Below are 24,386 nucleotides of genomic sequence, written 5' to 3'. Positions count from 1 at the left end.
ACGGCGTGAGCGCGGAGACGGGGCTGGTGATGTCGCGGGAGGCCTATCCGGGTGCCGGCCGGCACTGGATGGTGAGCCTGGCGGTGGCCGGGCTGGCGGCGGCGGCGACCACCACGGCCGCGCAGGCCACCGGGCACTTCCACTGGTGGGCGGGGTTCGTGTTGATCCCCGGCGCGCTGATCGCCGCCACCGGCGGGCCGCTGCTGGCCAGGGGTGGCGGGCGGGCCTTCGCCGGCTACGTGGTCGCCTGCCTCGGCGCGCTGGTGTTCGCGGTCGGAGCGCTGCTGATGTTCGGCGTGTTCGGGCGGGGCTGGCCCCTGATGGTCATCCTGCCGTGCCTGGCGGTCGCCGGCACCTACCGCTGGCGGCTGGTCCATCCGTTGGCCCGGGGGCTGCACCGGGCGGTCTCCCTGCTGGCGCTGGCCGGCGCCGTGCTGCTCGGCGGTACGCTGCAACTGACCCGCGTCGACCTGGTCGGCGTCGATGCCGCGCCGATGTGGGGCGCGTTCCTGATGCTGGCGGGCGTGATCGTGCTGGGCAACGCGGTGGAGCTGACCCGGCACCGGATGCCGTACCGCCTCCAGGCGATCACCCTGCTGGTCGGCCCCGCCGTCGTCGCCTTCCTGCTGGGTCTGCGGCTGCTGCGCGGCTGGTGACCCGGGCAGGGCGGGCCCGGGTCAGCCGGCGGTGTCGGCGAACGGCCGCCGCGTGATGTCGCAGACGACTCAGTTCGACAGCGTCGTACGGCCACGTGTCCCGGACCCGGAGCAGGCACAGTGGTCCGCTTGAGGCATCGGCTCGACGGGGCGGCGGACGGGCGTGCGCAGGGCCCCCGCCACCGAGCCGACCAGGGCCAGCAGCAGGACGACGGCCATGAAGATCTGCCCGTGCATGCCGAGGACGAAGACGGTCCGGTCGGCGAACTCCGGGTCGTAGGCGGCCGTCCCGGGGAACAGCAGCGCGCCGAGCATGCCGAGCCACGGGGTGGCCACGACCGCGTCGGCGCAGAGCAGCCGCGCGCGCAGGGTCGGTCCCGGCCGGGCCGCGAGCGCCAGACCGAGGAGGCCGAGGAGAACTGTCATCACCACGTACTGGGCGTCGTGGAACTTGGCGTGCGGCGGCCAACCCGGGTTGTGGACGTGCTGTGCCGCCAGGTCGGGGACGACGAGGTCGGCGAGGAGGGCGCCGATCGTCGTCACCGTCGCGACGAGGATGGTCAGGGTTCGTGGCAGGGTCATGGCGGTGTCACCTCTCGGCGGTCGGTCTCGTGGGGGCGTCGGCGCCGGCTCAGTGCAGGCCCCGCTTGCCGGGGGCCCAGAACGGCTTGACCTTGACGGAGGTACGCGGCCAGCCGCGTTCGCGGACCAGGAGGTCGCGCACCAGCTGGCAGGTCCTGGCCTCGCCGGCCACGTAGGCGGCCCCGGCGTCGTCGGGCAGGTCGAGGTCGGCCACGGCCGCGAGCAGCACCTGGGATGAGGCCGCCGGCCGTCCGTGCCGGTGGACGCGACGCAGCGGCCGGTCTCCGGGCATGGGCAGGTCGTGCTCCGGGCTGTCGCTCTCCAGGACCCCGTACACCTCGGCCGAGGCGTCCAGCGCCCGGATCATCGGCCCGAACGCGGCGCTGGCGGTCTCCTCCCCGACGAACACGTGGTAGGGCGCCGGGCCGGTGAAGAAGTGGCCCTGCGCCCACCAGAAGGTCACCCGATCGCCGGTCCGGGCCGCGCGGGCCCACCGCAATCCGATGCCGTCGCCCGGATACAGGTGGACGCGGAGTTCGATGGCCCGCCGGTCGGGACCGAGCTCCCAGATCGTGTAGGTGCGCAGTGTCTCGGCGGGACGCAGGATGCCCGCCACCGACAGGGGGTCCGTCAGCTGGATCCGGATGTGCTGACCCGGGGTGCAGGGGAAGGTGACGGGCTGGTCGGCCTCCAGCCGGAGGCGTCGCATCGTGGGCGTGACCTGCTCGGTGACGGTGATGGTCGCCTCGTGGGCGTACCTGCCGAAGACGGCGGTCAGGGGGTTGCGCGTCGTACGGGCCACGACTCTCCTTAGAGGCTCTAGATTGTTTAGAGGTCATAAGGAAACATAGGTGCCCTAGGATGTCAACCGGCGGGGTGAGCGACATGGGAGGCGTGGCGATGCCGGCACCGGTCAGCAGGCGGGAGAGACTGCGCCAGGTGACCCTGGAGGAGATCCACGCGGCCGCGCGCGAGCTGCTCGTCGAGCAGGGATCGGCCGCGGTGACCATCAACGCGGTGGCCCGCCGGGTGGGCATGAGCGGGCCGGCCCTCTACCACTACTTCGCGGGCCACGACGAGCTGGTCGGAGCGGTGACCGCCCGCTTCTTCCGCGAGATGGCCGCCGCGATGGAACAGGCCCGCGACGCCCGTGCCGACGCCCCGGTGGGCGACCGCATCCTCGCGGCCTGCCGGGCCATGCGAGCCTGGGCCGTCGCCCATCCGGCCGAGTTCGGCTGGATCTTCGCCAGCCCGATCGCCGCGCCCAACCGCCGGCCGGACTCGGCACGACACCAGGCGGCCGTACGATTCGAGCAGATCCTGCTCGACCTGACCGCCGAGTCGTGGCGGACGCGGCCGTTCCCGGTGCCGGACCTGGCCGACCTGCCCCCGTCCCTGCGCGAGCAGTTGGTCGCCTACTCCGCAGCCATCGACGGGCAGTTGCCGCCCGAGGCCGCGCACGTCTTCCTCGACTGCTGGATCCGCCTGTACGGGCTGCTGTGCATGGAGGTTCTGCACCAACTGGACTTCGTCTACACCGACGTGGAGCCCGTCTTCGAGGCGAGTCTGCGCGACCTCTCCGCCCGCCTCGCCCTGGACCCCGCCGCGCCGTAGGGGGCGCGGCGGGGCGCCACGGTCAGAACGCGCAGGCGATGACGAGTTCCGGGGTGCGGTCGGGGAGCAGGTCCAGCTTGGCGATGCGGCCGGCGGCCCGGACGTCGTCGGCGATCAGGGTCAGCTGTTCCAGCAGGGCCGCCGGGCCGAGCGCCTCGGCCAGCGGCACCTCCGCCTTCATCGACAGTTTCCGCTCCGACTTGGCCCGGCGCACCTGGCCGAGCGCGTCGGCGGCCAGCCGCAGCAGCTCCGGCTGGCCGGTGCCCTCGATGGCCCGGTCCACCTCGTACGTGGTGGGCCAGGTCGCGCGGTGCACCGAGCCGTAGCGCCACCACGACCACACCTCCTCGGTCACGTACGGCAGCACCGGGGCGAACAGCCGCAGCTGCACCGAGAGCGCGGTGGCCAACGCCGCCCGGGCGGAGTCCGCCCCCGGCCCGGCGCCGTAGGCGCGCTCCTTCACCAGCTCGATGTAGTCGTCGCAGAACCGCCAGAAGAAACCCTCGGCGACCTGCAACGCCGCCGTGTGGTCGTACGCCTCCAGCGCCGACGTCGCGGCGGCGACCACGCCGGAGAGTTCGGCGAGCACGGCACGGTCCAGCGGCTCGGTGGCCGCGGCCCGCAGCGCGTCGGCGGCGCCCAGCCCGAGGGCGAACTTCGACGCGTTCAGCAGCTTGGTCGCCAGCCGCCGCCCGACCTTGATCTGGGCCGGGTCGAAGGCGAGGTCCATGCCCGGCTTGCCGTTCGCCGCCCAGTACCGCACCGCGTCGGAGCCGTGCTGCTCCAGCAGCGCCATCGGGGTGACCACGTTCCCCTTGGACTTGGACATCTTCTTCCGGTCGGGGTCGAGGATCCAGCCGGAGAGCACCGTGTCCCACCAGGGCAGCACCCCGTGCTCCAGGTGGGCGCGGACCACTGTGGAGAACAGCCAGGTGCGGATGATCTCCTGCCCCTGCGGGCGCAGGTCCATCGGGAAGACCCGGGCGAACAGGTCCGGGTCGGTCTCCCACCCGCCGGCGATCTGCGGGGTCAGCGACGAGGTGGCCCAGGTGTCGAGCACGTCCGGGTCGCCGACGAAGCCGCCCGGGCGGCCCCGCTGCGACTCCTCGAACCCCGGCGGGGCGTCGATGGACGGGTCGATCGGCAGCGCGGATTCCGCCGGCGTGAGAGGCTGGGACCAGTCCGGCTCGCCAGCGTCGTCGAGCCGGTACCACACCGGCACCGGCACGCCGAAGAAGCGTTGCCGGCTGACCAGCCAGTCGCCGGTCAGGCCGCCCACCCAGTGCGCGTAGCGGTGCCGCATGTGCTCCGGCACCCAGCGCAGCTCCCCGCCCCGGGCCAGCAGCTCGTCGCGCAGGCCCGCGTCGCGTCCGCCGTTGCGCAGGTACCACTGCCGGGTCGAGACGATCTCCAGCGGCCGGTCGCCGCGCTCGTAGAACTTGACCGGGTGGGTGACGGGTCGCGGCTCCCCGACCAGGTCGCCGGCATCGGCCAGCAGCTCCACCAGCGTCCGCCGGGCGCCGTTGACGGTCTGCCCGGCCAGCGCCGCGTACGGCTGCCCCGGCACGCCGGCCGGCGGCTCGGGCAGCAGCCGGCCGTCCCGGCCGATCACCACGCGGGTGTCCAGCCGCAGCTCCCGCCACCAGGTCACGTCGGTCAGGTCGCCGAAGGTGCAGACCATCGCGATGCCCGTGCCCTTGGCCGGGTCCGCCAGCGGGTGCGCCCGCACCGGCACGTCCACCCCGAAGACCGGCGTACGCGCGGTGCCGCCGACCAGGTCGGCGTACCGCTCGTCGTCGGGGTGGCAGACCAGCGCCACGCAGGCCGGCAGCAGCTCCGGTCGGGTGGTGTCGATGAGCACCTCCCGCCCGCCCGGCCCGGCGAACCGCAGCCGGTGGTACGCCCCGGGCCGCTCCCGGTCCTCCAACTCCGCCTGGGCGACGGCGGTGGCGAAGCCGACGTCCCAGAGCGTCGGCGCCTCCGCCTGGTACGCCTCGCCCCGGGCCAGGTTGCGCAGGAACGCCCGCTGCGAGGCTGCCCGGGCCGCCGAGCCGATCGTCGTGTACGTCAACGACCAGTCCACGGAGAGCCCGAGCCGCCGCCAGAGCGCCTCGAAGACCTGCTCGTCGGCGACGGTCAGCCGCTCGCACAGCTCGATGAAGTTCCGCCGGGAGACCGGGGTCGGGTCCTTGCGGGCGGCCTCGCTCACCGGGGCCTCGGGGACCTGCCGGTCCGGCTCGTACGGCAGCGCCGGGTCGCAGCGCACGCCGTACACGTTCTGCACCCGGCGCTCGGTGGGCAGGCCGTTGTCGTCCCAGCCCATCGGGTAGAAGACCGTGCGCCCGCGCATCCGCTGGAACCGGGCCACCACGTCGGTGTGCGTGTACGAGAAGACGTGTCCCATGTGCAGCTCGCCCGATACGGTCGGCGGCGGGGTGTCGATCGCGTACACGTCGGCGCTGCGACCGTTCGGGCTCGGCGCGTCTGACGCCGCGCTGCGCCCCCGAACGGTCGCCTTCGCACGGTCGAACGCGTACGTGCCGTCCTCCTGCCAGCGGCGCGCCCAGGTCTCCTCGATGCCGTCCAGGCTCGGACGTTCGGGGACGCCGGCGCGGGCCGTCCGCTCCGTGTCGGTCATCCGTCGATGGTAGGCAGCGGCCCGGGGCCGGACCACGTGGTTTCGCCCCGTGCCCCGACGCGTCCCGCCGCTCAGAGCAGGGAGTCGCGCCACTGCCGGTGCAGGGCGGCGTACCGACCACCGGCGACGGCGAGCCGGCCGGGCGGGCCGTCCTCGACGATCCGCCCGTCGTCGAGCACCAGCACCCGGTCGGCCGTCTCCACGGTGGAGAGCCGGTGCGCGATCACCAGCGCGGTGCGGTCGGCCAGGATGGTGCCGAGGGCGTGCTGCACCAGCCGCTCGGTGGGCACGTCCAGCGACGAGGTGGCCTCGTCCAGGATCAGCACCGTCGGGTCGGCCAGGAACGCCCGGGCGAACGCGACGAGTTGCCGCTGCCCGGCGGAGAGCCGGCCGCCGCGCCGCTGCACGTCGGTGGCGTACCCGTCGGGGAGGGCGGCGATGAAGTCGTGTGCGCCGATCTCCCGCGCGGCGGCCTCCACGGTGGCATCGTCCGCGCCGGGACGGCCGAACCGGATGTTCTCCGCGATCGTGCCGCCGAACAGGTGGGTCTCCTGGGTCACCAGCACCACGGCCCGCCGCAGCTCCGCGTCAGCGACCTCGCGCAGGTCGACCCCGTCGAGGGTGACCGCGCCCGAGAACGGGTCGTGGAAGCGGGCGAGCAGCTTGGCGACCGTCGACTTGCCGGCGCCGGTCGCCCCGACCAGCGCCACGGTCTGGCCGGCCGGGACGGCGAGGTCCAGCCCGGCGACGATGGGCGCGTCCGGCCGGTAGCCGAAGGTGACCGCCCGGAAGGCGACCGCCCCGCGCCCCGGCCCGGCGGGCAGCGGCACGGGCCGCGCGGGCTCGGCCACCGACGGCCGTTCGTCGAGCACTCCGGCGAGCTTCTCCAGCGCCGCCGTGGCCGACTGGAGCGAGTTGTAGAACTGGCTCAGTTCCTGCATCGGCTCGAAGAACCGCCGCAGGTAGAGCAGGAACGCCGCCAGCACGCCGATCCCGGTCGCCCCGCCCAGCACCCGCCAGCCGCCGTAGCAGAGCACCACCGCCACGGTGACGTTGCCGATCACCTTGATCCCCGGCGAGTACGTCGCGATCAGCCGGAACGCGTCCCGGCTGGCCCGCCGGTAGTCGTCGCTGACGGCCCCGAAGATCTGCTGGTTGCGCGGCTCCCGCCGGAACGCCTGCACCGCCCGGATGCCGCGCATCGACTCGACGAAGTGGACGATGACCAGCGCCACCGTCTCCCGGGTGCGCCGCCACGCGTCCGCCGACGCCCGCGCGAACCAGCGGCTCAGCAGGATCAGGAACGGGAACGCGAGCAGCGTCACCGCAGCCAGCGGCACGTCCAGCCAGAGCAGGATGCCGGCGACCGACAGGATCGACAGCACGGCCAGCACCAGGCCGTCGATGCCGCCGCCGACCAGTTCGCCGATCGAGTCCAGGTCGCTGGTGAGCCGGGACACCATCCGGCCGGAGGTGTACCGCTCGTGGAACGCCACCGACAGGCGCAGGAAGTGCGCGTACACCCGCTGGCGGAGGTCGAGCAGGACGGCCTGGCCGATCCGCGCGGAGAGGGTGAGGAAGCCCCGGCGGGCGGTGTACTCGACGGCGGTGGCGACGGCGAACCCGGCGGCGACGACCAGCAGCGGGCCGGGATCGCCGGCCCGCAGCGGCGCGATCGCCCGGTCGATGCCGAGCATCACCAGGTACGGCCCGGCCATCGCGGCGGCGTTCTGGCCGAGCAGCAGCGCGACGGCCAGCGCGAGGCGGCGCCGGTGCGGGCGCAGCAGGTCGCGCAGCAGCACCCGGCTGCGGGCCCGCAGCCGGGCCACCGCCTCGGGGTCGGTGTCCTCGGCGCGGCTGCGGTCCGCGTCCGGGTCGGTGGCGACGCCGCGCCAGCGGGCGAGGCCCGCCCCGCCCGCGGGACCGGCGGTGTCGCCGGTCACGAACGCACCAGGCCACGGTCGCCGGGCGGTGCGGGGGTGGGCTCGGCGGAGAGCACCGCGCGGTACGCCGGCACGGCGGCGAGCAGTTCCGAGTGCCGCCCGACGGCCGTGATCCGGCCCTGCTCCAGCAGCGCCACCCGGTCGGCGAGGGCGATCGTCGAGGGCCGGTGCACGACCAGCAGGGCGGTGGTGGTGCGGAGCACCCGCTTCAGCGCGGTCTCGACCAGCGCCTCGGTGTGCACGTCCAGGGCCGACAGCGGGTCGTCCAGCACGAGCAGCGCGGGTCGGCCGAGCACCGCCCGGGCCAGCGCCAGCCGCTGCCGCTGCCCGCCGGAGAGCGACAGCCCCTGCTCGCCGACCCGGGTGGCCAACCCCCACGGCAGCTCGTACGCGAAGTCGGCCTGGGCGAGGGCGAGCGCGGCCCGGACCTCGTCCTCGCCGGCCTCCGGTCGGCCGAGCGTGAGGTTCTCCCACACCGACATGGAGAACAGCGTCGGCTCCTCGAAGGCGACCCCGACCAGTCGGCGCAGGGCGGACAGCCGCAGCTCGCGCAGGTCGTGCCCGTCCAGCGTGATCCGCCCGCCGGTGACCTCGTGCAGCCGGGGCACCAGGGAGAGCAGGGTGCTCTTGCCGCAGCCGGTCGCCCCGACCAGGGCCACGGTCTCGCCCGGCTCGACGGTCAGGTCGATCTCCCGCAGCACCGGCGCGGCGGTGCCCGGGTAACGGAACGAGACCCGCTCGAAGCGGAGCCGCCCGCGTACGTCGGCGCGGCGCAGGGCGAGCGCGTGCGGGGCGTCCACGATGGCCGGCGGGGTGTCCAGCACCTCGCGCACCCGGTCGGCGGCGGTGGCGGCCTCCTGCCCGTTGGCGATGATCCAGCCCAGCGACTGCACCGGCCAGATCAGCATCAGCTGGAGGCTGACGAAGGCGACCAGTTCGCCGATGGTCAGCACCCCGCCCGCGGCGGCCGCCGCGCCGGCGACCAGCACCACGCCAAGGGTCAGGTTGGGCACCAGGTCGAGCAGGGCGGAGGTGCGGGCCAGCAGCCGGCCCTTGCCGACCCCCGTGTCGTGCAGCGCCCGCGCGCCGGTCGCGAAGCGGGCGGCGAGTTCCGGCCCCCGCCCGTACGCCTTCATCGTGCGCAGCCCCTGCGCGGTCTCCTCGACCAGCGTGGCCAGGTCGCCCTGCTGGTCCTGCATCCGCCGCGAGGCCGCGTGGTAGTGCCGCGCGAAGCGGCGGCTGATCAGGAACAGCGGCACCGCGCTCGCCGCCACCAGCAGCCCCAGCGCGGGGTGCAGCCGGATCAGCAGCGTCACCACGGCGAGGTAGGTCACCAGGTTGAGGATCAGGAAGAAGAGGCCGAAGCTGAGGAACCGGCGCAGCACCGACAGGTCGCTGGTGACCCGGGAGAGCAGTTGGCCGGACTGCCAGCGGTCGTGGAAGCTGGTCGGCAGCCGTTGCAGGTGGGCGTAGACGTCCTCGCGGATGGCCGCCTCGATCCGCATCGAGGACGAGGACTGCACCCAGCGCCGGATGAAGATCAGCAGCGCCTCGACGAGGCCGAGCAGCAGCGCCAGCCCGGCCAGCCGGAACAGCCCGGCCGGGTCCTGCCGGGCCACCGGGCCGTCCACCACCCGCTGCGCGACCAGCGGTACGGCGATGCCGGCCCCGGTGGCGGCGAGGCCGGCGAGCAGCAGCCAGCCGAACTCGGCCGCGTGCGGGCGCAGGTAGTGGCGCAGCCGCCAGAGGCTGTGCAGCGGGTGCCGGCCGGCCTCGACCCGGGAGGCCGGGTTGCCGTCACCGTCAGGCACTACCCGACGGTAGCCTCAAACGGGGTCCGTGCAGGTGTCGGCTTCCCGTCATCGCCGCTCGTGCCCGAGAAGCCACTTCTTCACGTCCAGCCCCCAGCGGTAGCCCCCGAGCGTCCCGTCGGTACGCAGCACCCGGTGGCAGGGGACGAACAGGGCGGCGGCGTTACGGGCGCAGGCCGCCGCGGCGGCCCGTACGGCGGCGGGGCGGCCGGCCAGTCCGGCGAAACCGGTGTAGGTCACCGGGTCGCCCGGTTTCACCTCGCGCAGCACCTGCCAGGCGTGCGCCATGAACGCGCCCCCCGTGTGCTGCTGAACCGGCACGGCGTCGATCGCGGCCAGCTCGCCGTCCAGGTAGGACGCCACGGCGGCGCTGACCGGGCCGAGGTCGGCCCGGTGCCGCAGCGGCGCCCGCAGGGCCGGGTGCACCAGGGGGAGCAGGCTCTCCGGGTCGCCGGTGAAGCCCGCCGCCCGGACCGCGCCGTCCGGACCGGCCACGATGCTGAGCGGCCCGGCGGGGGTGTCGATGACGGTGCTGTCGTTCATGCTCATGCTGCTCTCCAGAGTCGGATCACCGCGTACGAGCGCCAGGGGCGCCAGCGGTCGGCGTACGTGTCGAGGGTCGTGGGGGCGTCGGGGAGGCCGAGGGCGGCGGCACCCCGGCGTACGGCGAGGTCGGTGGGGAGCAGGACGTCCGGGTCGCCGAGGGCGCGCATCGCCACGTAGCCCGCCGTCCAGGGCCCGATCCCCGGCAGCGCCAGCAGCCGTCGGACGGTCTCCTCGCGGTCCCCGCCCGGCGCCAGGTCCAGCGACCCGTCGGCGACGGCGCGGGCCAGCCCGCGGATCGTCTCCCGCCTCCCGACCGGCATCCCGAACACCTCGTCCGGCACCCCGAGCACCTCCTCGGCGCTCGGAAACCCCCGCAGCCAGCCCGCCCGCCCGGCCCCCTCGCCACTCCGGCCCCCCTCGCCGCTCGCGGCGTCCTCGGCTCGTTGATCAAGAGGTTCGGGCGCCGGGTGAGCGCTCTCGGAAGCCCAAACCTCTTGATCGACGCCAGCGGGGGTGGGGGTGGGCGGGGACAGGTGGGCCAGGAGGCGGGTGAGGGTGGTGCGGGCCGAGCGGACGGAGACCTGTTGGCCGACGATCGCCCGCACGGCCATCTCGAAGCCGTCGACCGAGCGGGGGAGCCGGATGCCCGGCTCGGCGGCGACCACCCCGGCCAGCGCCGGGTCGGCGGCCAGCGTGCCGTCGACGGCGGTCGGGTCGGCGTCGAGGTCGAGCAGGCGACGGCAGCGGGCCACGGCGGGGGCGAGGTCGCGCATGTCGGTCAGCCGCAGCGTCGCCGCCACGTGCCCGTCCGCCGGGGCCAGGGCCGCCTCACCCGCGCCGTGCGGCAGCCGCAGACCCCGCCGGTACGTCCCGTCGCGTACCTCCTCGACGCCGGGCAGCGCGCGCAGCGCGAGGAAGTCCAGCAGCGCTTCCGCGTGCAGCGGCGGGCGGTACGCGAGCCGCAGCGTGATCGTGCCCGCCCCACCCGGCGCGGGGCACCGGCGGCCGGCGGTGCGCAGCTCGGACGGGGCCGCCCCGAACACCTCCCGGACCGTGTCGTTGAACTGCCGCACGCTGCCGAACCCGGCGGCGAACGCGACCTCCGCCATGCCCAGGCCGGTGGTCTCGATCAGGGTGCGGGCGGTCTGCGCGCGTTGCGCCCGGGCCAGGGCCAGGGGACCGGCGCCCATCTCGGCCCGCAGCATCCGGTGCAGGTGCCGTTCGGTGTACCCGAGCCGGGCGGCCAGCCCCGGGATGCCGTCGCGGTCCACCACCCCGTCGGCGATCAGCCGCATGGCCCGACCGACGACGTCGGCCCGCACGTCCCACTGCGGGGAGCCCGGCGCGGCGTCCGGCCGGCAGCGCCGGCAGGCGCGCAGCCCCGCCGTCTGGGCGGCGGCGGCCGAGGGGAAGAACCGGACGTTCTGCCGCTTCGGCGTCGTCGCCGGGCAGGACGGCCGGCAGTAGATCCCGGTCGACGTGACGCCGGTGTAGAACCAGCCGTCGAACCGCTGGTCGCGGCTGTCGACCGCCCGGTAGCACCGCTCGAAGTCCAACTCCACGTCACCGATGATGCCCCTGCCAGGCGCCCCTGGCTCGCGGGAATCGGACGTGGCCGTGCGGGCGTGAACGGGACGCCGGCGCCGAAAGTGTCGGTTGTGGTCGGTACCGTCCGGCCACCAACTCAAGAAGGGGTGCGGCGATGGCGAGCGTGGCGGGTCGGCGGGCGGCGTCGACACGGGACGGGCACCCTCCGCTGGACGGCGCGGTGGTGCAGCGCTTCTACGAGCGGATGCGCGCGGTCGCCCCGGCCGCCGTCGGCGCGATCGAACGGGACCGGGCCGGCGACCCGGGGCGGGCGTTCGGTGACACCGCCTGCGGCCGGCTGGTGCGCTCGCTCGACGCCGACGGCCTCCGCGCGCTGGGCATGTGGGTGCACCACTGGTGCATGCGGTTCTACGACGACGACACCCGGGTGGCACTGCGCCTGGTCCGGGAGATCGCCGGCCGCGCCGGGCTGGGCTGGACGGCCGACGAGGTGCGCTGGATGCTCCGCGAGTCGTACGCGGCCGGTCCCGCCGCCGAGGCCCGCTTCACCCTGCCGCTGGCCGCCGCCGGAGAGCTGGCTCCCGGCGCCCTGCCGATCGAGGCCGTGGTGCCCCGCCAGGCCGGTCCCCGCGACTGACCCGCCGGGCCCCGCGACCGACGCCAGGGCGGCCCGCCGGGCGCGGTGCCCGCCGGGCCGGGTCGGCGGGGCGGGAGCTGCCCGGCCACGGTGGCGCCGACCGCCACGGCGAAGCCGGCGAGCTGCCAGCCGGTCATCGCCTGCCCGAGCACGGCCCAGCCGAGCGCGGCGGCCGTCAGCGGGCTGAGCGCCCCGAGCAGCGACACCTGGGTGACCGGCAGCCGGGCCGCGCCCCGGAACCACAGCGCGTACGCCAGCGCCGTCCCGACCAGCGTCAGCCACGCGTAGCCGGCCAGTGCCGGCGGGTCGGGCAGGGGCGGCGTCCCCTCGACCAGCAGGGCGGCCGGCACCGCCATCAGCCCGCCGGCGGTGAGCTGCCAGCCCGTGGCGGTGAGCGTGCCGACGCCCGGCGGGCGGCCCCAGCGACGGGTCAGCACCAGGCCCGCGCCCATCGCGGCGGTGGCGGTCAGCCCGGCGGCGACGCCCGTCGGGTCGAGGCCCGCGTCGGGGCGCAGCACGACCAGGGTGACCCCGGCGAGCGCCGCGAGCGCGGCGGCCAGCGCCCGGGGGTGGGGCCGTTCGTGCAGCACGAGCACCGTCAGCCCCGCCACCAGCAGCGGCTGGGTGGCGCCGAGCACCGCGGCGGCGCCGCCGGGCAGGTGGTACGCGGCGAAGAAGAGCAGCGGGAAGAACGCCCCGATGTTCAGCGCGCCGAGGACGGCCGCGCGCCACCACCAGACGCCGTGCGGGCGGTGCCGGGTCAGCGCGAGCAGCAGCAGGCCGGCGGGGAGGGCCCGGATCGCGCCGGACCAGAGCGGCCGGTCGGGCGGCAGCAGTTCGCTGGTGACCAGGTACGTCGTGCCCCACGCGGTCGGCGCGGCGGCGGTGAGCAGGATGTCGAGCCGGCGGCGGTCCACGGTTCCCTCACTAATTCTTTTTGCTAAGTATCTTGCAACTAAGCTACTTCGTGGCGAGTAAAAGCGGGAGTGCGAGGTGCGGCACAATCCGGGGGTGACCGAGCGGGACGACGTCGACGGCATCGTCGAGCAGTGGCAGCGCGAGCGGCCCGGAATGCGCCCCGAGCCGATGGCGGTCTTCGGCCGGATCTACCGGCTGGCCCGGCTCGTCGGCGACGAGCAGGAACGCACCTACGCCCGCTGGTCGATCAGCCGGGGCGAGTTCGACGTGCTCGCCGCCCTGCGCCGCGCCGGCACCCCCTACACGCTGGCGCCGAAGGCGCTCACCGCCTCGCTGATGCTCACCTCCGGCGGGATGACCGGCCGACTCGACCGGCTGGAACGCGCCGGACTGCTCCGCCGCGCGCCCGACCCGGCGGACCGGCGCGGGCTCCAGGTCACGCTCACGCCGGCCGGCCTCGAACTGGTGGAGGAGGCCGCCGAGGCGGGGCTGGCCGTCCAGCGCCGGCTGCTCGACGCGCTGCCCGCCGAGGACCAGCGGCGCCTCGCCGACCTGCTGCGTACGCTGCTGGGCGCGGTCACCGACGGCGGACGCTGACCGGCGGCACGGACACTTGGCGGCGGGGGCCGGCAGCCCCTGGGCCGGCGACCGGCGGCGCGGACCCTGGCGGCGACGGGCGGCGCGGACCCTGGCGGCCGGCGGCAGCCCCCGGGCTGGCGACCGTCCCTGGCAGGCCCACGGGGCGGGCGCTGAGCGGCGGGGGAGCGGCCTCGGGCAGGATGGGCACCGTCGACCCCGACGGAAGGACGACCGTGCCTGCCAGTGAACCGACCATCCTCGCCACCAGCATGGGCATCTACGCGCCGCGCCACGAGGGCGGGCCCCGGCGGGTCAACCCCGTCTTCGACCTCGCCGCCGAGCTGGCCGGGGCCGGGCCGGAGCCCAGGATCTGCTTCCTCAACCAGGCCGAGGGGGACCAGCCGACCACGCTCGCCCGGGTCTACGAGGCGTTCGCCGGCAGCCGGTTCCGGATGACGCACCTGGCGCTCTTCCCGATGCCGAACGTCGACGACGTCCGCGCCCACCTGCTCGCCCAGGACGTGATCTGGGTCGGCGGCGGCAGCGTCGCCAACCTCTGCGCGGTCTGGCGGGTGCACGGCCTCGGCGAGATCCTGCGCGAGTGCTGGGAGGCCGGCGTGGTGCTCGGAGGTGTCTCCGCCGGCTCGATCTGCTGGCACGCCGGCGGGGCCACCGACAGCTTCGGCACCACCCTGCGTGGCTTCGCCGACGGGCTGGGCTGGCTGCCCTACGGCAACGGCGTGCACTACGACAGCGAGGAGCAGCGCCGCCCGCTGATGCACAAGCTGGTCGCCGAGGGCGTGCTGCCGACCGCGCACTGCACCGACGACGGCACCGGCCTGCTCTACCGGGGCACCCGCCTGGTCGAGGCGGTCGCGGACCGCGAGGGCCCCTCGGCGTACGAGGTCAGCCGCGCCGACGACGGCACCGCCCGGGAGACCCCGATCACCCCCCGCCTGCTCGCCTGACCGGCCCGGCCCGACCCTCCGGGCCGGCCCGGTCCTTCGTGCCGATCTTGGTACGGGAGCGCCCCTGGAGGGGCCTTCTTGTACCAAGATCGGTCGGGCGTGGCCCCGTGCACCGGCCTGCCTCGTCGGGGGCGTGGGGCGTCGGCGTAAGCTGGCTCGTCGTGAGTCTCACCATCGGCATCGTCGGCCTGCCCAACGTCGGCAAGAGCACCCTGTTCAACGCGCTGACCAAGAACGACGTGCTCGCGGCGAACTACCCATTCGCCACCATCGAGCCCAACGTCGGCGTCGTCGGGCTGCCGGACGAGCGGCTGCACACGCTCGCCGAGATCTTCAGCTCGCAGAAGGTGCTGCCCGCCCCCGTGTCGTTCGTCGACATCGCCGGCCTGGTGCGCGGTGCCTCCAAGGGGCAGGGCCGGGGCAACGCGTTTCTGGCGAACATCCGCGACGCGTCGGCGATCTGCCAGGTCGTCCGGGCCTTCTCCGACCCGAACGTGGTGCACGTCGACGGCAAGGTCTCCCCGGCCGACGACATCGAGACGATCAACACCGAGCTGATCCTCGCCGACCTCCAGACCCTGGAGAAGGCCCTGCCCCGGCTGGAGAAGGAGGCCAAGCTCCGCAAGGACCGGGCCGCCGCCGTCACCGCCGCCAAGCAGGCCGTCGAGCTGCTCGACACCGGCGTGACCCTCTACGCGGGCGCCAAGGACGCGGGCATCGAGCTGGAGCACCTGCGCGAGCTGCACCTGCTGACCACCAAGCCCTTCCTCTACGTCTTCAACGTCGACGAGGCCGAGCTGGGCAACGCCGAGTTCCTCGACGAGCTGCGCGCCCTGGTCGCCCCGGCCGAGGCCGTCTTCATGGACGCCAAGATCGAGTCCGAGCTGGTGGACCTGCCCGACGAGGAGGCCCGCGAGCTGCTGGAGTCGATCGGGCAGAACGAGCCGGGCCTGGACCAGCTCGTCCGCGTCGGGTTCCGCACGCTCGGGCTCCAGACGTACCTCACCGCCGGCCCCAAGGAGGCGCGGGCCTGGACCATCCCGGTCGGCGCGACCGCCCCGGAGGCCGCGGGGGTCATCCACTCCGACTTCCAGCGCGGCTTCATCAAGGCCGAGGTGGTCTCCTTCGGCGACCTGGTCGCGGCCGGTTCGATGGCGGCGGCCAAGGCCGCCGGCAAGGTCCGGATCGAGGGCAAGGAGTACGTCATGCAGGACGGCGACGTCGTGGAGTTCCGCTTCAACGTCTAGTGACGATCCGGTTCGACCTCTGACGGAGTCGGCGCCCGGCTCAGCTCCTGCGGCCGGGCACCAGTCCATCCAGGTCGAGCTCGATCGTGAACGGCGTCGTGGTGTGCAGCTCGTGTCGATGAATTGCGGTCGGCACATAGGACCGGGTGGGCCCGTCGAGTTCGTAGGCGTGGACCACCGGTGATCCATCCTCCTCCTCGATGCGCCAGTAGTTGGCGATGCCGGCTTCCGCGTACTTGCGCAGCTTGACCGTCTGATCGCGGTGGGCCGACTCCGGAGAGGCCACCTCCACGACCAGAAGAGTCTCCTCAGGGGTGTAGAAGGTGCGGGACGGATCGTAAGGTGCCCTCGTGGCCAGGAGGTCGGGCTCGGGACGATTCCACCTGTCGAGTCGAATCGTGATCTCCCTGTCGACCTCGATGCCAGGCGGTGCCTGATCCGTCAGGCGGTTCACCAGCGCGGTGACCATCCGGGCGTGCCAGACCCGCTGGGGAGACATCATGAAGACGAGTGCTCCATCGATGAGTTCCGTGTGGCGCGGCGCTTCGGCGAGCTTGTCAAGATCGTCGGCATACCACCCCTCCGGGCGAGGCGGCCGCATCCAGTCGGGCACCGCAGTCATGCCGTCACCGTAGCACTCGGTAATCGCGGCTCCCGGCCTGCTGCGCCCAGCCTTTCCGCTGCTGGCGGCCCCGTTCTCGGGACTGCCGCGAGGACGTGTCCGAGGACTTCTCGCATCCCTTACCCTCACTACCCATGACCCACCCGTATCAGGTGCCTCAACCGCCGAAGCGGCGCACGCTGCGCACAGTGTTGATCGTCGTCGGCGTGGTCGTCGTGCTGTGCTGCGGTGGTGCCGGCGTCGGCGGCTTCTTCCTGTACAAGGGGGTCAAGGGCGCGACGGATCCAGCGCGGCAGGCCGCCGAGTCGTTCGTCAGCCACCTGGAGGCCGGCGACCCGGACGCCGCGTACGAGCTGTTGTGCGGCGACACACGCGGCGGCTACACCAGGGAGGCGTTCGCCCAGGTCGTCGCCAGGCAGCCGAAGATCCACGGTCACAAGGCCAACGGCGTCAACGTGTCGAGCGTCAACGGCCGCACGTCGGCGACGGTGAACATGGTCCTGACGCGGGACGGCGGCGCCACCGACCAGCACACGTTCATGCTGGTGAAGGAGGACGGGGCCTGGAAGGTGTGCGGCCAGCCGTACTGAGTCCGCGCACGGCTCAGGCGCCTGGCGGGACGCCGGCCGACGAGGACTGTCAGCGGCGGGCGGTGGCCAGCGCGCCGGCGACGACGGTTCCGAAGCCGACCGCCATCAGCGGCAGGCCCATCCCGAAGGGCAGTTCAACGACCCAGTTGATGTGGCTGCGCTCCGGCAGGGCACCCAGGCTCACCGCGACCACGGCGCCGGCGAGGAACATTCCGGCCACCGCCGCGCCAACGGCGAGTTGCGCGAACTGCACCGCCCGGCGGGCCCAGAGGCTGGCACCGATGGCGGTCACGAGGAGAAGCACCACCCACGTGGTCCAGCCGCCTCCGACGCTCAGATAGCCCCAGCCCGAATACGACCACAGGTGCCTTTCACTGGCCCGGAACCACGGAATCAGATAGCCGAGCAGCGCGGTGCTGGTGCCGACCAGGAGCAGCACGTCGGGCATCGGCCGGTACCACGCGGGCGCGTCGTCCATGGGTGCCGAAGGTAGCAGTCGCCGTCATCTCCGCGTCCGGTCACCGCTCAGCCGCTGCGTGGGGCGTACATGATGATGGCGACCCCGACCAGGCAGATGGCCGCGCCGACGACGTCGTAGCGGTCGGGGCGGAACTTGTCGACGACCATGCCCCAGGCGAGGGAGCCGGCGACGAAGACGCCGCCGTAGGCGGCCAGGATCCGGCCGAAGTTCGGGTCGGGCTGGAAGGTGGCGACGAAGCCGTAGAGGCCGAGTGCGACGACCCCCGCCGCCACCCACAGCAGCCCCCGGTGCTCGCGCCAGCCCTGCCACACGAGCCAGGCCCCGCCGATCTCGGCGAGCGCGGCGAGCAGGAAAAGCAGGATCGAGCGCACCACCGTCATGGTGGGAACGGTAGCGGGAGCACCACCCGGTCAGCGGTCGGCCGGATCAGGGCGTCGCGGTCAGCGGGTTGCCGGCGGCGCGCGCGGCGTCGAAGCGCCGGGTGACGTCGGCCCAGTCGACCAGGTCCCAGAGGCGGTCGACGTAGTCCGGGCGGACGTTCCTGTACTGAAGGTAGTAGGCGTGTTCCCAGGCGTCGAAGACCAGGATCGGCGTGGAGCCGTGGCCGACGTTGCCGTGGTGGTCGTAGACCTGCTCGACGATGAGGCGCTGCGCCAGCGGCTCCCACGCCAGGACGCCCCACCCGGAGCCCTGCACGCTCTTCGTGGCGGCGGAGAGCTGGCCGGCGAAGCCGTCGAACGAGCCGAAGTGTTCGCCGATGGCGGCGGCCAGCTCGCCGTCCGGGCGGTCGCCGCCATCGGGGGAGAGGTTGTTCCAGAAGATCGAGTGCAGGACGTGCCCGGAGAGGTTGAAGGCCAGGGTCTTCTCCAGGCCGACCAGCGCCGAGTAGTCGCCCTTGTCGCGGGCCTCGGCGAGCTGGTCGAGGGCGTCGTTGCTGCCCTTGACGTACGCGGCGTGGTGCTTGCTGTGGTGCAGCTCCAGGATCTGACCGCTCATGGCGGGTTCCAGAGCCCCGTAGTCGTAGGGCATGTCGGGGAGCTTGTAGACGGCCATGGGGACCCTTTCGCGTGTGGACGATCTTCCGGTCAGTATGCCTTATTGCAAAGTCTTGGCAACTGCGGAATATTGGCAACTGGAGCGGGTCGCACGGGATCCGCTCCACGGCCGACACCGTCGGTAGGGCGCGCCTCCACGCCGCGATGATCACCGGTGGGGGCGCGCCCGCACGTGACTACCGGTCAGCCCCGGCCGCCGCGGCCGCCCGGCCGTCCGCGCTCCCTCCTGCGGGGGAGGGCGGTCCCCCCGCGCTCGGGAGTCGGCGCGGGGTCCGCCGGGCCTAGCGTCGGGAGCATGGATGCTTCTCCCGGTGCGCGGCGATGGCCGGCCTACGCGGTGGCGGTGCTCCTCCTCGCGTACGCCGTGGGCAAGGCCGCCTTCGCCCTCGAATCCCGGCTCGGTTTCCCGGGCGGCCCGGTCGTTCCGGCCGCCGAGCACGAACGCTACGCCCGCGACGTGATGGGCGTGGCGACCGCGCAGTGGTCGGCGACCGCGTCGGGGGTGGCGGGCGCCTGCCTCGCCCTCGCCACGGTCACGGCGCCGGGGCGGCGGGTGCCGAGGCCCCTGATGCTGCTGGCGCTGGCGGCAATGCTGCTGGCCGTCGGGGCCGGCGCGACGATCATGGTGGTGGACGGGTTCGTGGGCCTCGGCGTGGGCTGGCAGTGGTACCACGGGGTCCTCGGACTCGTCGTGATCGGGCTGCTCGTGGCGACGATCCGGTCCTACGTGGTGGCGACGAGACGTGTCGCGCACTGACCGGGCGCGGGTGGGCGCGTACGGCGCGGCGGCGTGCGCCTCGGCCTACGGGGCGATGAAGCTCGCGCAGGCGCTGGGTGCCAACGCGCTTGCCGACAAGGATCCGCTCCCGCCGGAGCTGCGTGAACGGCTGCTCGCCCGCGACCCGCTGTTCGTGGCGAGCCACTGGGCGCTGGCCGCCGCCGCGGTCGTCGGTGTCGTGGTCGCGCTGGCCACCCTGCGCCCCTGGCGGGCGGCCCTCCCGCGCCGGCTGCTGCTGGCGGTCGCCTGGACGCTCGGCATCCTCATGATCGCCCGGTCGGTCGGCGCCCTGGGGCACGGCCTCGTCGGCGACGCGCTGCTGCTGACCGGCGTCCGGCCACCGCCGGTCGGGCACGCCGCCCTGGCCCGCGACCTGGCGTGGTGGGACCTGCTGCTGTGGTCGCCGTTCTTCCTGCTCTGGGGGGCGTGCTGGTCGGCGGCGGGCTGGCGGCTGGGCAGGCGGCACCGCTGACGCCGCCGCTGCGGGTTGCGCGCGTCGCGGGCCGGGCGGCGCCGGGTCGGACCTACGATCGGGCGGTGCAGAAGGTACGCCTCCGCCGGCTTCCGGTGACGTCACCGCCGATTCCGGAAGGTGGCGGTCGGATCCAGTCGCCGGCCGGCGAGCTGGCCCAGATCGTCAACGGCGGCACCTACCGCTTCCTGGCGTACCTGGAGTTCCGGCCGGACGCCACCCGGCCGCGCGGCAACCACTACCACGACCACAAGACCGAGACGCTGTACGTGATCAGCGGGCGGCTCCGGGCGGTGTTCCGCGACGTGGACTCCGGCGAGCGGACCGAGCTGACGATCGAGGCGGGCGACGCGGTCACGGTGGAGCCGCGCTGCGCCCACGTCTACTTCGCCCTGGAGCACTCCCAGGCCGTCGAGTTGGCGGACACACCGTACGACCCGGACGACACCCACCCCTGCGACGTGGTCGACGGCGGCTGATCGGGCGACCGTCGACCGCCTACGATCTCGCCATGATCACCCCGCCTCTCCCGCCCGACGTGCTCGCCCGCTACCCCGGCCTGGAGAAGCTGGGCCGCACGGCGACCCGCCTGCACCCGCGCCCCGGGGCGGTCACGGCCGCCGGGAGCCACGTCGGCGGGCCGCTGCTCTGGCCGGCCGACGAGCCCTGGCCCACCTGCGAGGCGCCGCACATGGTGCACGAGGAGGTGCCGGTCCCGGCCGAGCTGGTGGAGCGGATGCGGGCGGCGGAGCGCGGGCGCACGCAGTCGCACGTCCTGGCCGAGGGCGAGGTCGCGCTGCACCGGGAGATCGCCACAGTGGTCGGCCCGGGCTTCACCGGCTGGGGCTCACGCACCGGCGGTCCGGTCGTCGGCCACCGGTACGTGCCACGACCGCACCCCGCGCCGAACCCGATGGTCCCACTGGCGCAACTGCGCGCGCAGGACGTCCCCGACCTGCCGCGCCCCGGCGGGGCGGACCTGTTGCAGGTGCTGTGGTGCCCGTTCGAGCACGCCGAGGGCCCGTGGGGGCCGACGGTGGAGCTGCGCTGGCGGCGGGAGGCGGACGTGACCGATCTCCTCGGCCAGCCGCCGCGCGGCGAGATCGGGAACGACGGGTACGTGCCCCGGCCGTGCCGGCTGCACCCGGAGCAGGTCGTCGAGTACCCGTACCCGCAGGAACTGCCGGAGGCCCTGCGGCCCCTGGTCGACGAGCAGGACGAGGATTGCGAGTACGACGACGACAACTACGTGGACACCGTCCTGGCGCCCGGCTGGAAGGTGGGCGGCTACGCCGACTGGAGCCTCACCGACCTACGCCCGACGCCGTGCCCCCGCTGCGGCGGCCCCACCACGCTGGCCCTCGTCGTCGCCTCCTCCGAGCGGGGCACCGGCCGGTGGCAGCCGACGCGGCCGGACGGCGAGCCCGACCACGACCCGTACGAGCCGACCGGGGTCGTCGTGGGCCGGCACGGCGCACTGCGCATCTTCGTGTGCCTGAGCTGCCCGGACACGCCGTTCCTGCTCGACCAGCAGTGAGGACCGAGCCGTCGCCGAACCCGTGGCTGTCCGAGCCGTCGCCCACGACGGCGGCGGCGGTGCGCCTGCTGCCTTCAGGGGCTGCCCACGAGGGCGGCGGCGGTGCGCCTGCTGCCCCTAGCCGCCGCTGACGGGACGAGTGGAACACCACGGGTGTCAAACAGGTGCGGTGACAACCATGGCGTTCCACTCGTGGAGTAGCGGGACGCGCGGCGCGCGTCGAGAGGGTGGGCAGGCGTCGGTCCCGGCAGCCGGCGGGGCGGGTGAGGCGGTGGGGTGGTCAGGCGGTGGGGCGGGTCAGTTCGACCTGGTCGCCGGCCAGCACCTCCGTGGTGCCCTCCGGGTGGCGGACCTCCAGCACCGGCACGCCCTCGTCGAGTTGCATGCTCCGCCGCTCCTCGCCCGTCGGCATCCGCGCGACCACCGTCGCGCCGGGAGCGAGTTCCACGGGTTCGCGTCGTGGGGTCTCCCGCACCCGGGTGCCGCGTCGGCTCGTGCTGACCAGTCCTTCGGACCGCAGGATGCCGATCGCCATGCGGACGGCGTCACGCCCGATGCCGTGCTCCTGGGTGAGCCTGGCCTCGCTGCTCAGGATGGAGCCGGTGGGTAGCTGTCCCGACTCGATCTGGTGACGCAGCAGGTCGGCCAACTGGACGTAGACCGGCGTGTGCGAACGCGGATCGATGGTCATGCCCCAAGCCTTGTGCCCTCGTCGCCATGACAACTTGTGGCCATGTGGCTACATACCCTTGATGGGCGATGGTTGCTTCGCTAGTCTCGCTGTCACCGTCCGTGCCCGGACGGAAACGCTCTGGTTCCCTCCGGCAGAGAGGCAGGCCGCCGTATGTCCACCTACCCGTCGATCGGAGGTCGTTGTCGATGAGAGCCGCGCGTGAGCGTTTCGTCATCCACCTGCCGGTCGTCGCGAGGGACCTGCTCTCCGCCGTACGCCTGGCGCGGGTCGTGGCGCGGTGGGCGAGCGTGCTCGCGCAGACCGACCCCGGCGAGACCACGGTCTCCGCCGAGGACGCGCAGCATCTGCGGCACCGGGTCTTCTGTGACACGCTGCTGCCTGAGGGCCGGCGCTGCCTGCTGCGGGCCGACCACGACGGTCCGTGCACCCGCCGCCCCGCGAGATTCTGAGATCGCCGGTCGCACGTCGTCCGGAACCGGGTCGCCCGTTCGTCACCCTGGTGAGTACCCGACATCGAGGAGCGACATGAAATACCTGATGTTCGTCTGCACCGACAGCGAGCCGGACACCGACCGGGCCGACTGGCCGGACATCGAGGCGTGGGTGGCGGAGAACGACGCCCGGGGCCGGCGGCTGACGGGCGACGCGCTCGCGGAGACGACGGCGGCCACCACGGTCCGCGTCCGCAACGGGGAGTTGCTGGTCTCCGACGGTCCGTTCGCCGAGACCAAGGAGGTCATCGTGGGCTTCGACCTGCTGGAGTGCGCCGACCTGGACGAGGCGATCGAGGTGGCGCGCGCCCACCCGATGGCCCGCGAGGGCCGGCTCGAACTACGCCCGATCGTCAGCCTGGGTGGCTGACGGCCCCACCGACCGGCTCGCGGTGGCCGACGCCGTCGCCACCGCGAGCACCGGGTCGTACGCCCGGATCGTCGCGACGCTGATCCGGGTCACCGGCGACTGGACCCTGGCCGAGGACTGCGCCCAGGAGGCGTCGGCGCTCGCGCTGGCCCGGTGGCCGGCGGAGGGCGTGCCCGCCAACCCGGGCGGCTGGCTGATGACGGTGGCCCGCAACCGCGCGATCGACGTGCTCCGGCGCTCCTCGGTCGAGCGGCGCAAGCTGCGTGAGCTGGCCGTCCTCACGCTGACCGCAGCGGAGCCCGAGCCGGGGACGGCGGGGGAGGGGGAAATCGTGGACAACCGGCTGCGGCTCGTCTTCACCTGCTGCCACCCGGCCCTGGCGCCGCAGGCGCGGGTCGCCCTGACGCTGCGTACGGTCTGCGGGGTGTCGACCGCCGACATCGCGCGGGCATTCCTGGTCACCGAGTCGACCATGACCCGGCGGCTCACCCGGGCCAAGGCGAAGATCACCGCCGCCGGCATCCCGTACCGGGTGCCGACCGGCCCGATGCTCGCGGAGCGGCTCCCCGGCGTCCTCGCCGTGCTGTACCTGCTCTTCACCCGGGGCTACGACGCCGACGGCGAGCCCGCCTTCGCCGACGAGGCGATCCGCCTGGCCCGGCTGCTCGACCGGCTGATGCCGGCCCAGCCCGAGGTGGCCGCCCTGCTGGCCCTCTTCCTCCTCCAGCACTCCCGGCGCGACGCCCGCCGCGACCGCGAAGGCAACCTGCTCACCCTCGACCGGCAGGACCGCGCCCGCTGGGACCACGCCGCGATCGCCGAGGGCGTCGGCATCCTCGCGCGGGTCCCGGCGGACGGCCCGTACGCCCTTCAGGCCCGGATCGCCGCCTGCCACGCCACCGCCGCTTCCGCCGAGGCCACCGACTGGGTCGCGATCGCCGAGGCGTACGACCGGCTCGCCGGGTGGCAGCCGTCGCCGGTGGTCGAGCTGAACCGCGCCGTCGCCCACGGTTACGCGTACGGGCCGGCGGCGGGGCTGGCGCTGCTGGCCGCCGCCCGGGCCGGCGGGGCGCTGGACGGCTACCCGCTCGCCGTCGCCGCCGAGGCCGAGCTGACCGCCCGGCAGGGCGACCGCGAGCGGGCCGCCGCGCTGTTCCGACGGGCCGCCGACGCCCACCGCGGGGCGGAGCGCCGCGCCCTGCTGGACCGCGCCGACCAGCTCAGCTGATGTGGTGCAGGATCACGTTGTGCACGTGGTGGCTCTTGTCGGCGCCCCGGAACTCCACCTCGTAGGTGTGCGTGCCGACGTGGATCGCGATGGCCCCGGTGGAGAAGAACGAGCCGCCCCACGACTTGTTGCTGACCACGCTGACGCTGGTGATCTTCGAGTACGGGATGCTGGTGATGGCGTACCGCTTGCCGACGAAGGAGCGGTCCTGGATGATGACGCGCCGGTCGGTCAGGCCGATGAAGCCGGTACCGGTGCCGACGGCGTCGTAGACGGCGATGATCTGTTCTCCGTGGAGCAGGCCGCTCTGGATCTGCTGGAACTGCTCCTTGCGGTCGTACGTCGCGTTCGCCATGCCCCCACGGTAGGCCGCGCGCGCCA

Annotated in this window: 27 protein-coding genes and 1 pseudogene; 14 read left to right on the top strand and 14 right to left on the bottom strand. The window is 74.0% G+C overall.

Annotation, left to right across the window (positions count from 1 at the left end):
* Nucleotides 1-5 precede the first annotated feature (5 nt).
* Nucleotides 6-656: a hypothetical protein gene (locus tag ACN27A_RS17100; protein ID WP_421454586.1), complete on the top strand. Its 651-nt coding sequence runs from the start codon at nt 6-8 to the stop codon at nt 654-656.
* Between the two features lie 69 nt (nt 657-725).
* Here ACN27A_RS17100 and ACN27A_RS17095 read toward each other — a convergent pair whose 3' ends face one another.
* Nucleotides 726-1,238: a DUF6640 family protein gene (locus ACN27A_RS17095; RefSeq protein WP_421454584.1), complete on the bottom strand. Its 513-nt coding sequence runs from the start codon at nt 1,236-1,238 to the stop codon at nt 726-728.
* 49 nt (nt 1,239-1,287) lie between these two features.
* Nucleotides 1,288-2,040: a siderophore-interacting protein gene (locus ACN27A_RS17090; RefSeq protein WP_421454581.1), complete on the bottom strand. Its 753-nt coding sequence runs from the start codon at nt 2,038-2,040 to the stop codon at nt 1,288-1,290.
* A gap of 83 nt (nt 2,041-2,123) precedes the next feature.
* On the opposite strand from ACN27A_RS17090, the gene ACN27A_RS17085 reads away from it, so the two are divergent.
* Entirely contained in the window at nt 2,124-2,852 is a 729-nt protein-coding gene (locus tag ACN27A_RS17085) for a TetR/AcrR family transcriptional regulator (RefSeq protein ID WP_421458508.1), read from the top strand.
* Between the two features lie 22 nt (nt 2,853-2,874).
* Here ACN27A_RS17085 and valS read toward each other — a convergent pair whose 3' ends face one another.
* From valS to ACN27A_RS17060, 5 genes are all read right to left on the bottom strand, one after another.
* Complete coding sequence (valS, locus tag ACN27A_RS17080) at nt 2,875-5,490, bottom strand: valine--tRNA ligase (RefSeq protein WP_421454578.1); 2,616 nt, start codon at nt 5,488-5,490, stop codon at nt 2,875-2,877.
* Between the two features lie 71 nt (nt 5,491-5,561).
* Nucleotides 5,562-7,433, bottom strand: a complete 1,872-nt coding sequence (locus tag ACN27A_RS17075; RefSeq protein ID WP_421454575.1) for an ABC transporter ATP-binding protein — start codon at nt 7,431-7,433, stop codon at nt 5,562-5,564.
* Complete coding sequence (locus ACN27A_RS17070; RefSeq protein WP_421454572.1) at nt 7,430-9,244, bottom strand: ABC transporter ATP-binding protein; 1,815 nt, start codon at nt 9,242-9,244, stop codon at nt 7,430-7,432. Before ACN27A_RS17070 ends, ACN27A_RS17075 begins: the two co-directional genes overlap by 4 nt.
* Nucleotides 9,245-9,292: 48 nt before the next feature.
* The gene (locus tag ACN27A_RS17065; protein WP_421454570.1) at nt 9,293-9,793 is read right to left on the bottom strand and encodes a methylated-DNA--[protein]-cysteine S-methyltransferase; all 501 of its coding nucleotides are present in this window, start codon (nt 9,791-9,793) and stop codon (nt 9,293-9,295) included.
* A complete protein-coding gene (locus ACN27A_RS17060) occupies nt 9,790-11,352 on the bottom strand; it encodes a DNA-3-methyladenine glycosylase 2 family protein (protein WP_421454569.1) in 1,563 nt (520 codons plus the stop codon). Before ACN27A_RS17060 ends, ACN27A_RS17065 begins: the two co-directional genes overlap by 4 nt.
* A 140-nt stretch (nt 11,353-11,492) precedes the next feature.
* Between ACN27A_RS17060 and ACN27A_RS17055 the strand changes: the two genes are divergently transcribed.
* Nucleotides 11,493-11,975 carry a hypothetical protein gene (locus tag ACN27A_RS17055; protein ID WP_225852416.1) on the top strand — a complete coding sequence of 161 codons (483 nt, stop codon included), beginning with the start codon at nt 11,493-11,495 and terminating at the stop codon, nt 11,973-11,975.
* A 101-nt stretch (nt 11,976-12,076) separates the two neighbouring features.
* Here ACN27A_RS17055 and ACN27A_RS17050 read toward each other — a convergent pair.
* Nucleotides 12,077-13,015: pseudogene (locus tag ACN27A_RS17050) on the bottom strand (EamA family transporter); the annotation flags it as partial.
* Between ACN27A_RS17050 and ACN27A_RS17045 the strand changes: the two are divergent.
* The 3 genes from ACN27A_RS17045 to ychF all read left to right on the top strand — a co-directional run bounded on the left by ACN27A_RS17045 (nt 12,987) and on the right by ychF (nt 15,687).
* Nucleotides 12,987-13,490 carry a MarR family winged helix-turn-helix transcriptional regulator gene (locus tag ACN27A_RS17045; protein ID WP_311410725.1) on the top strand — a complete coding sequence of 168 codons (504 nt, stop codon included), beginning with the start codon at nt 12,987-12,989 and terminating at the stop codon, nt 13,488-13,490. The pseudogene ACN27A_RS17050 and the gene ACN27A_RS17045 sit on opposite strands and share 29 nt — an antisense overlap.
* Before the next feature lie 215 nt (nt 13,491-13,705).
* On the top strand, nt 13,706-14,440 hold the full coding sequence (locus tag ACN27A_RS17040) for a Type 1 glutamine amidotransferase-like domain-containing protein (RefSeq protein WP_421454565.1): 735 nt from the start codon (nt 13,706-13,708) through the stop codon (nt 14,438-14,440).
* Between the two features lie 161 nt (nt 14,441-14,601).
* Entirely contained in the window at nt 14,602-15,687 is a 1,086-nt protein-coding gene (gene ychF, locus ACN27A_RS17035) for a redox-regulated ATPase YchF (RefSeq protein ID WP_121400143.1), read from the top strand.
* Nucleotides 15,688-15,727: 40 nt separating this feature from the next.
* Here ychF and ACN27A_RS17030 read toward each other — a convergent pair whose 3' ends face one another.
* Complete coding sequence (locus tag ACN27A_RS17030; RefSeq protein WP_421454562.1) at nt 15,728-16,309, bottom strand: Uma2 family endonuclease; 582 nt, start codon at nt 16,307-16,309, stop codon at nt 15,728-15,730.
* A gap of 134 nt (nt 16,310-16,443) precedes the next feature.
* Here ACN27A_RS17030 and ACN27A_RS17025 point away from each other — a divergent pair, with 134 nt between their 5' ends.
* A complete protein-coding gene (locus ACN27A_RS17025) occupies nt 16,444-16,899 on the top strand; it encodes a hypothetical protein (RefSeq protein ID WP_421454559.1) in 456 nt (151 codons plus the stop codon).
* Between the two features lie 49 nt (nt 16,900-16,948).
* Here the strand turns inward: ACN27A_RS17025 and ACN27A_RS17020 are convergent, their stop codons facing one another.
* From ACN27A_RS17020 to ACN27A_RS17010, 3 genes are read right to left on the bottom strand one after another with little or no spacing between them, the layout of a single operon-like run.
* Complete coding sequence (locus ACN27A_RS17020; RefSeq protein WP_421454556.1) at nt 16,949-17,377, bottom strand: hypothetical protein; 429 nt, start codon at nt 17,375-17,377, stop codon at nt 16,949-16,951.
* Between the two features lie 47 nt (nt 17,378-17,424).
* Entirely contained in the window at nt 17,425-17,760 is a 336-nt protein-coding gene (locus ACN27A_RS17015) for a YnfA family protein (protein WP_151456642.1), read from the bottom strand.
* Between the two features lie 46 nt (nt 17,761-17,806).
* Complete coding sequence (locus ACN27A_RS17010; RefSeq protein WP_421454553.1) at nt 17,807-18,433, bottom strand: superoxide dismutase; 627 nt, start codon at nt 18,431-18,433, stop codon at nt 17,807-17,809.
* 297 nt (nt 18,434-18,730) lie between these two features.
* Here ACN27A_RS17010 and ACN27A_RS17005 point away from each other — a divergent pair, with 297 nt between their 5' ends.
* The 4 genes from ACN27A_RS17005 to ACN27A_RS16990 all read left to right on the top strand — a co-directional run bounded on the left by ACN27A_RS17005 (nt 18,731) and on the right by ACN27A_RS16990 (nt 21,222).
* The gene (locus ACN27A_RS17005) at nt 18,731-19,192 is read left to right on the top strand and encodes a hypothetical protein (RefSeq protein ID WP_421454550.1); all 462 of its coding nucleotides are present in this window, start codon (nt 18,731-18,733) and stop codon (nt 19,190-19,192) included.
* Nucleotides 19,179-19,685, top strand: coding sequence for a DUF3995 domain-containing protein (locus tag ACN27A_RS17000; RefSeq protein WP_421454547.1), 507 nt, complete (start codon nt 19,179-19,181; stop codon nt 19,683-19,685). The genes ACN27A_RS17005 and ACN27A_RS17000 overlap by 14 nt, the downstream gene beginning before the upstream one ends.
* A gap of 65 nt (nt 19,686-19,750) precedes the next feature.
* On the top strand, nt 19,751-20,164 hold the full coding sequence (locus ACN27A_RS16995) for a cupin domain-containing protein (protein ID WP_421454545.1): 414 nt from the start codon (nt 19,751-19,753) through the stop codon (nt 20,162-20,164).
* 32 nt (nt 20,165-20,196) lie between these two features.
* A complete protein-coding gene (locus ACN27A_RS16990; protein ID WP_421454543.1) occupies nt 20,197-21,222 on the top strand; it encodes a hypothetical protein in 1,026 nt (341 codons plus the stop codon).
* A 280-nt stretch (nt 21,223-21,502) separates the two neighbouring features.
* Here the strand turns inward: ACN27A_RS16990 and ACN27A_RS16985 are convergent, their stop codons facing one another.
* The gene (locus ACN27A_RS16985; protein ID WP_421454540.1) at nt 21,503-21,913 is read right to left on the bottom strand and encodes a GntR family transcriptional regulator; all 411 of its coding nucleotides are present in this window, start codon (nt 21,911-21,913) and stop codon (nt 21,503-21,505) included.
* Nucleotides 21,914-22,101: 188 nt separating this feature from the next.
* Between ACN27A_RS16985 and ACN27A_RS16980 the strand changes: the two genes are divergently transcribed.
* The 3 genes from ACN27A_RS16980 (at nt 22,102) to ACN27A_RS16970 (ending at nt 24,005) form a co-directional block, all read left to right on the top strand.
* Nucleotides 22,102-22,365 carry a hypothetical protein gene (locus ACN27A_RS16980; protein ID WP_421454537.1) on the top strand — a complete coding sequence of 88 codons (264 nt, stop codon included), beginning with the start codon at nt 22,102-22,104 and terminating at the stop codon, nt 22,363-22,365.
* Nucleotides 22,366-22,441: 76 nt separating this feature from the next.
* On the top strand, nt 22,442-22,777 hold the full coding sequence (locus tag ACN27A_RS16975) for a YciI family protein (RefSeq protein WP_132231031.1): 336 nt from the start codon (nt 22,442-22,444) through the stop codon (nt 22,775-22,777).
* Entirely contained in the window at nt 22,770-24,005 is a 1,236-nt protein-coding gene (locus ACN27A_RS16970) for an RNA polymerase sigma factor (protein ID WP_421454534.1), read from the top strand. The genes ACN27A_RS16975 and ACN27A_RS16970 overlap by 8 nt, the downstream gene beginning before the upstream one ends.
* Here the strand turns inward: ACN27A_RS16970 and ACN27A_RS16965 are convergent.
* Nucleotides 23,998-24,360 (bottom strand): PH domain-containing protein, encoded by a 363-nt coding sequence (locus ACN27A_RS16965; RefSeq protein ID WP_088998502.1) that lies wholly within the window; start codon nt 24,358-24,360, stop codon nt 23,998-24,000. The two genes, ACN27A_RS16970 and ACN27A_RS16965, sit on opposite strands and share 8 nt — an antisense overlap.
* Between the last annotated feature and the right edge of the window lie 26 nt (nt 24,361-24,386).

The organism is Micromonospora sp. WMMD737 (assembly GCF_049179055.1).
GTDB lineage: Bacteria > Actinomycetota > Actinomycetes > Mycobacteriales > Micromonosporaceae > Micromonospora > Micromonospora reichwaldensis.
Note: the sequence above shows the minus strand (reverse complement) of the source record. Positions and strands in the feature narration are given on the sequence as shown.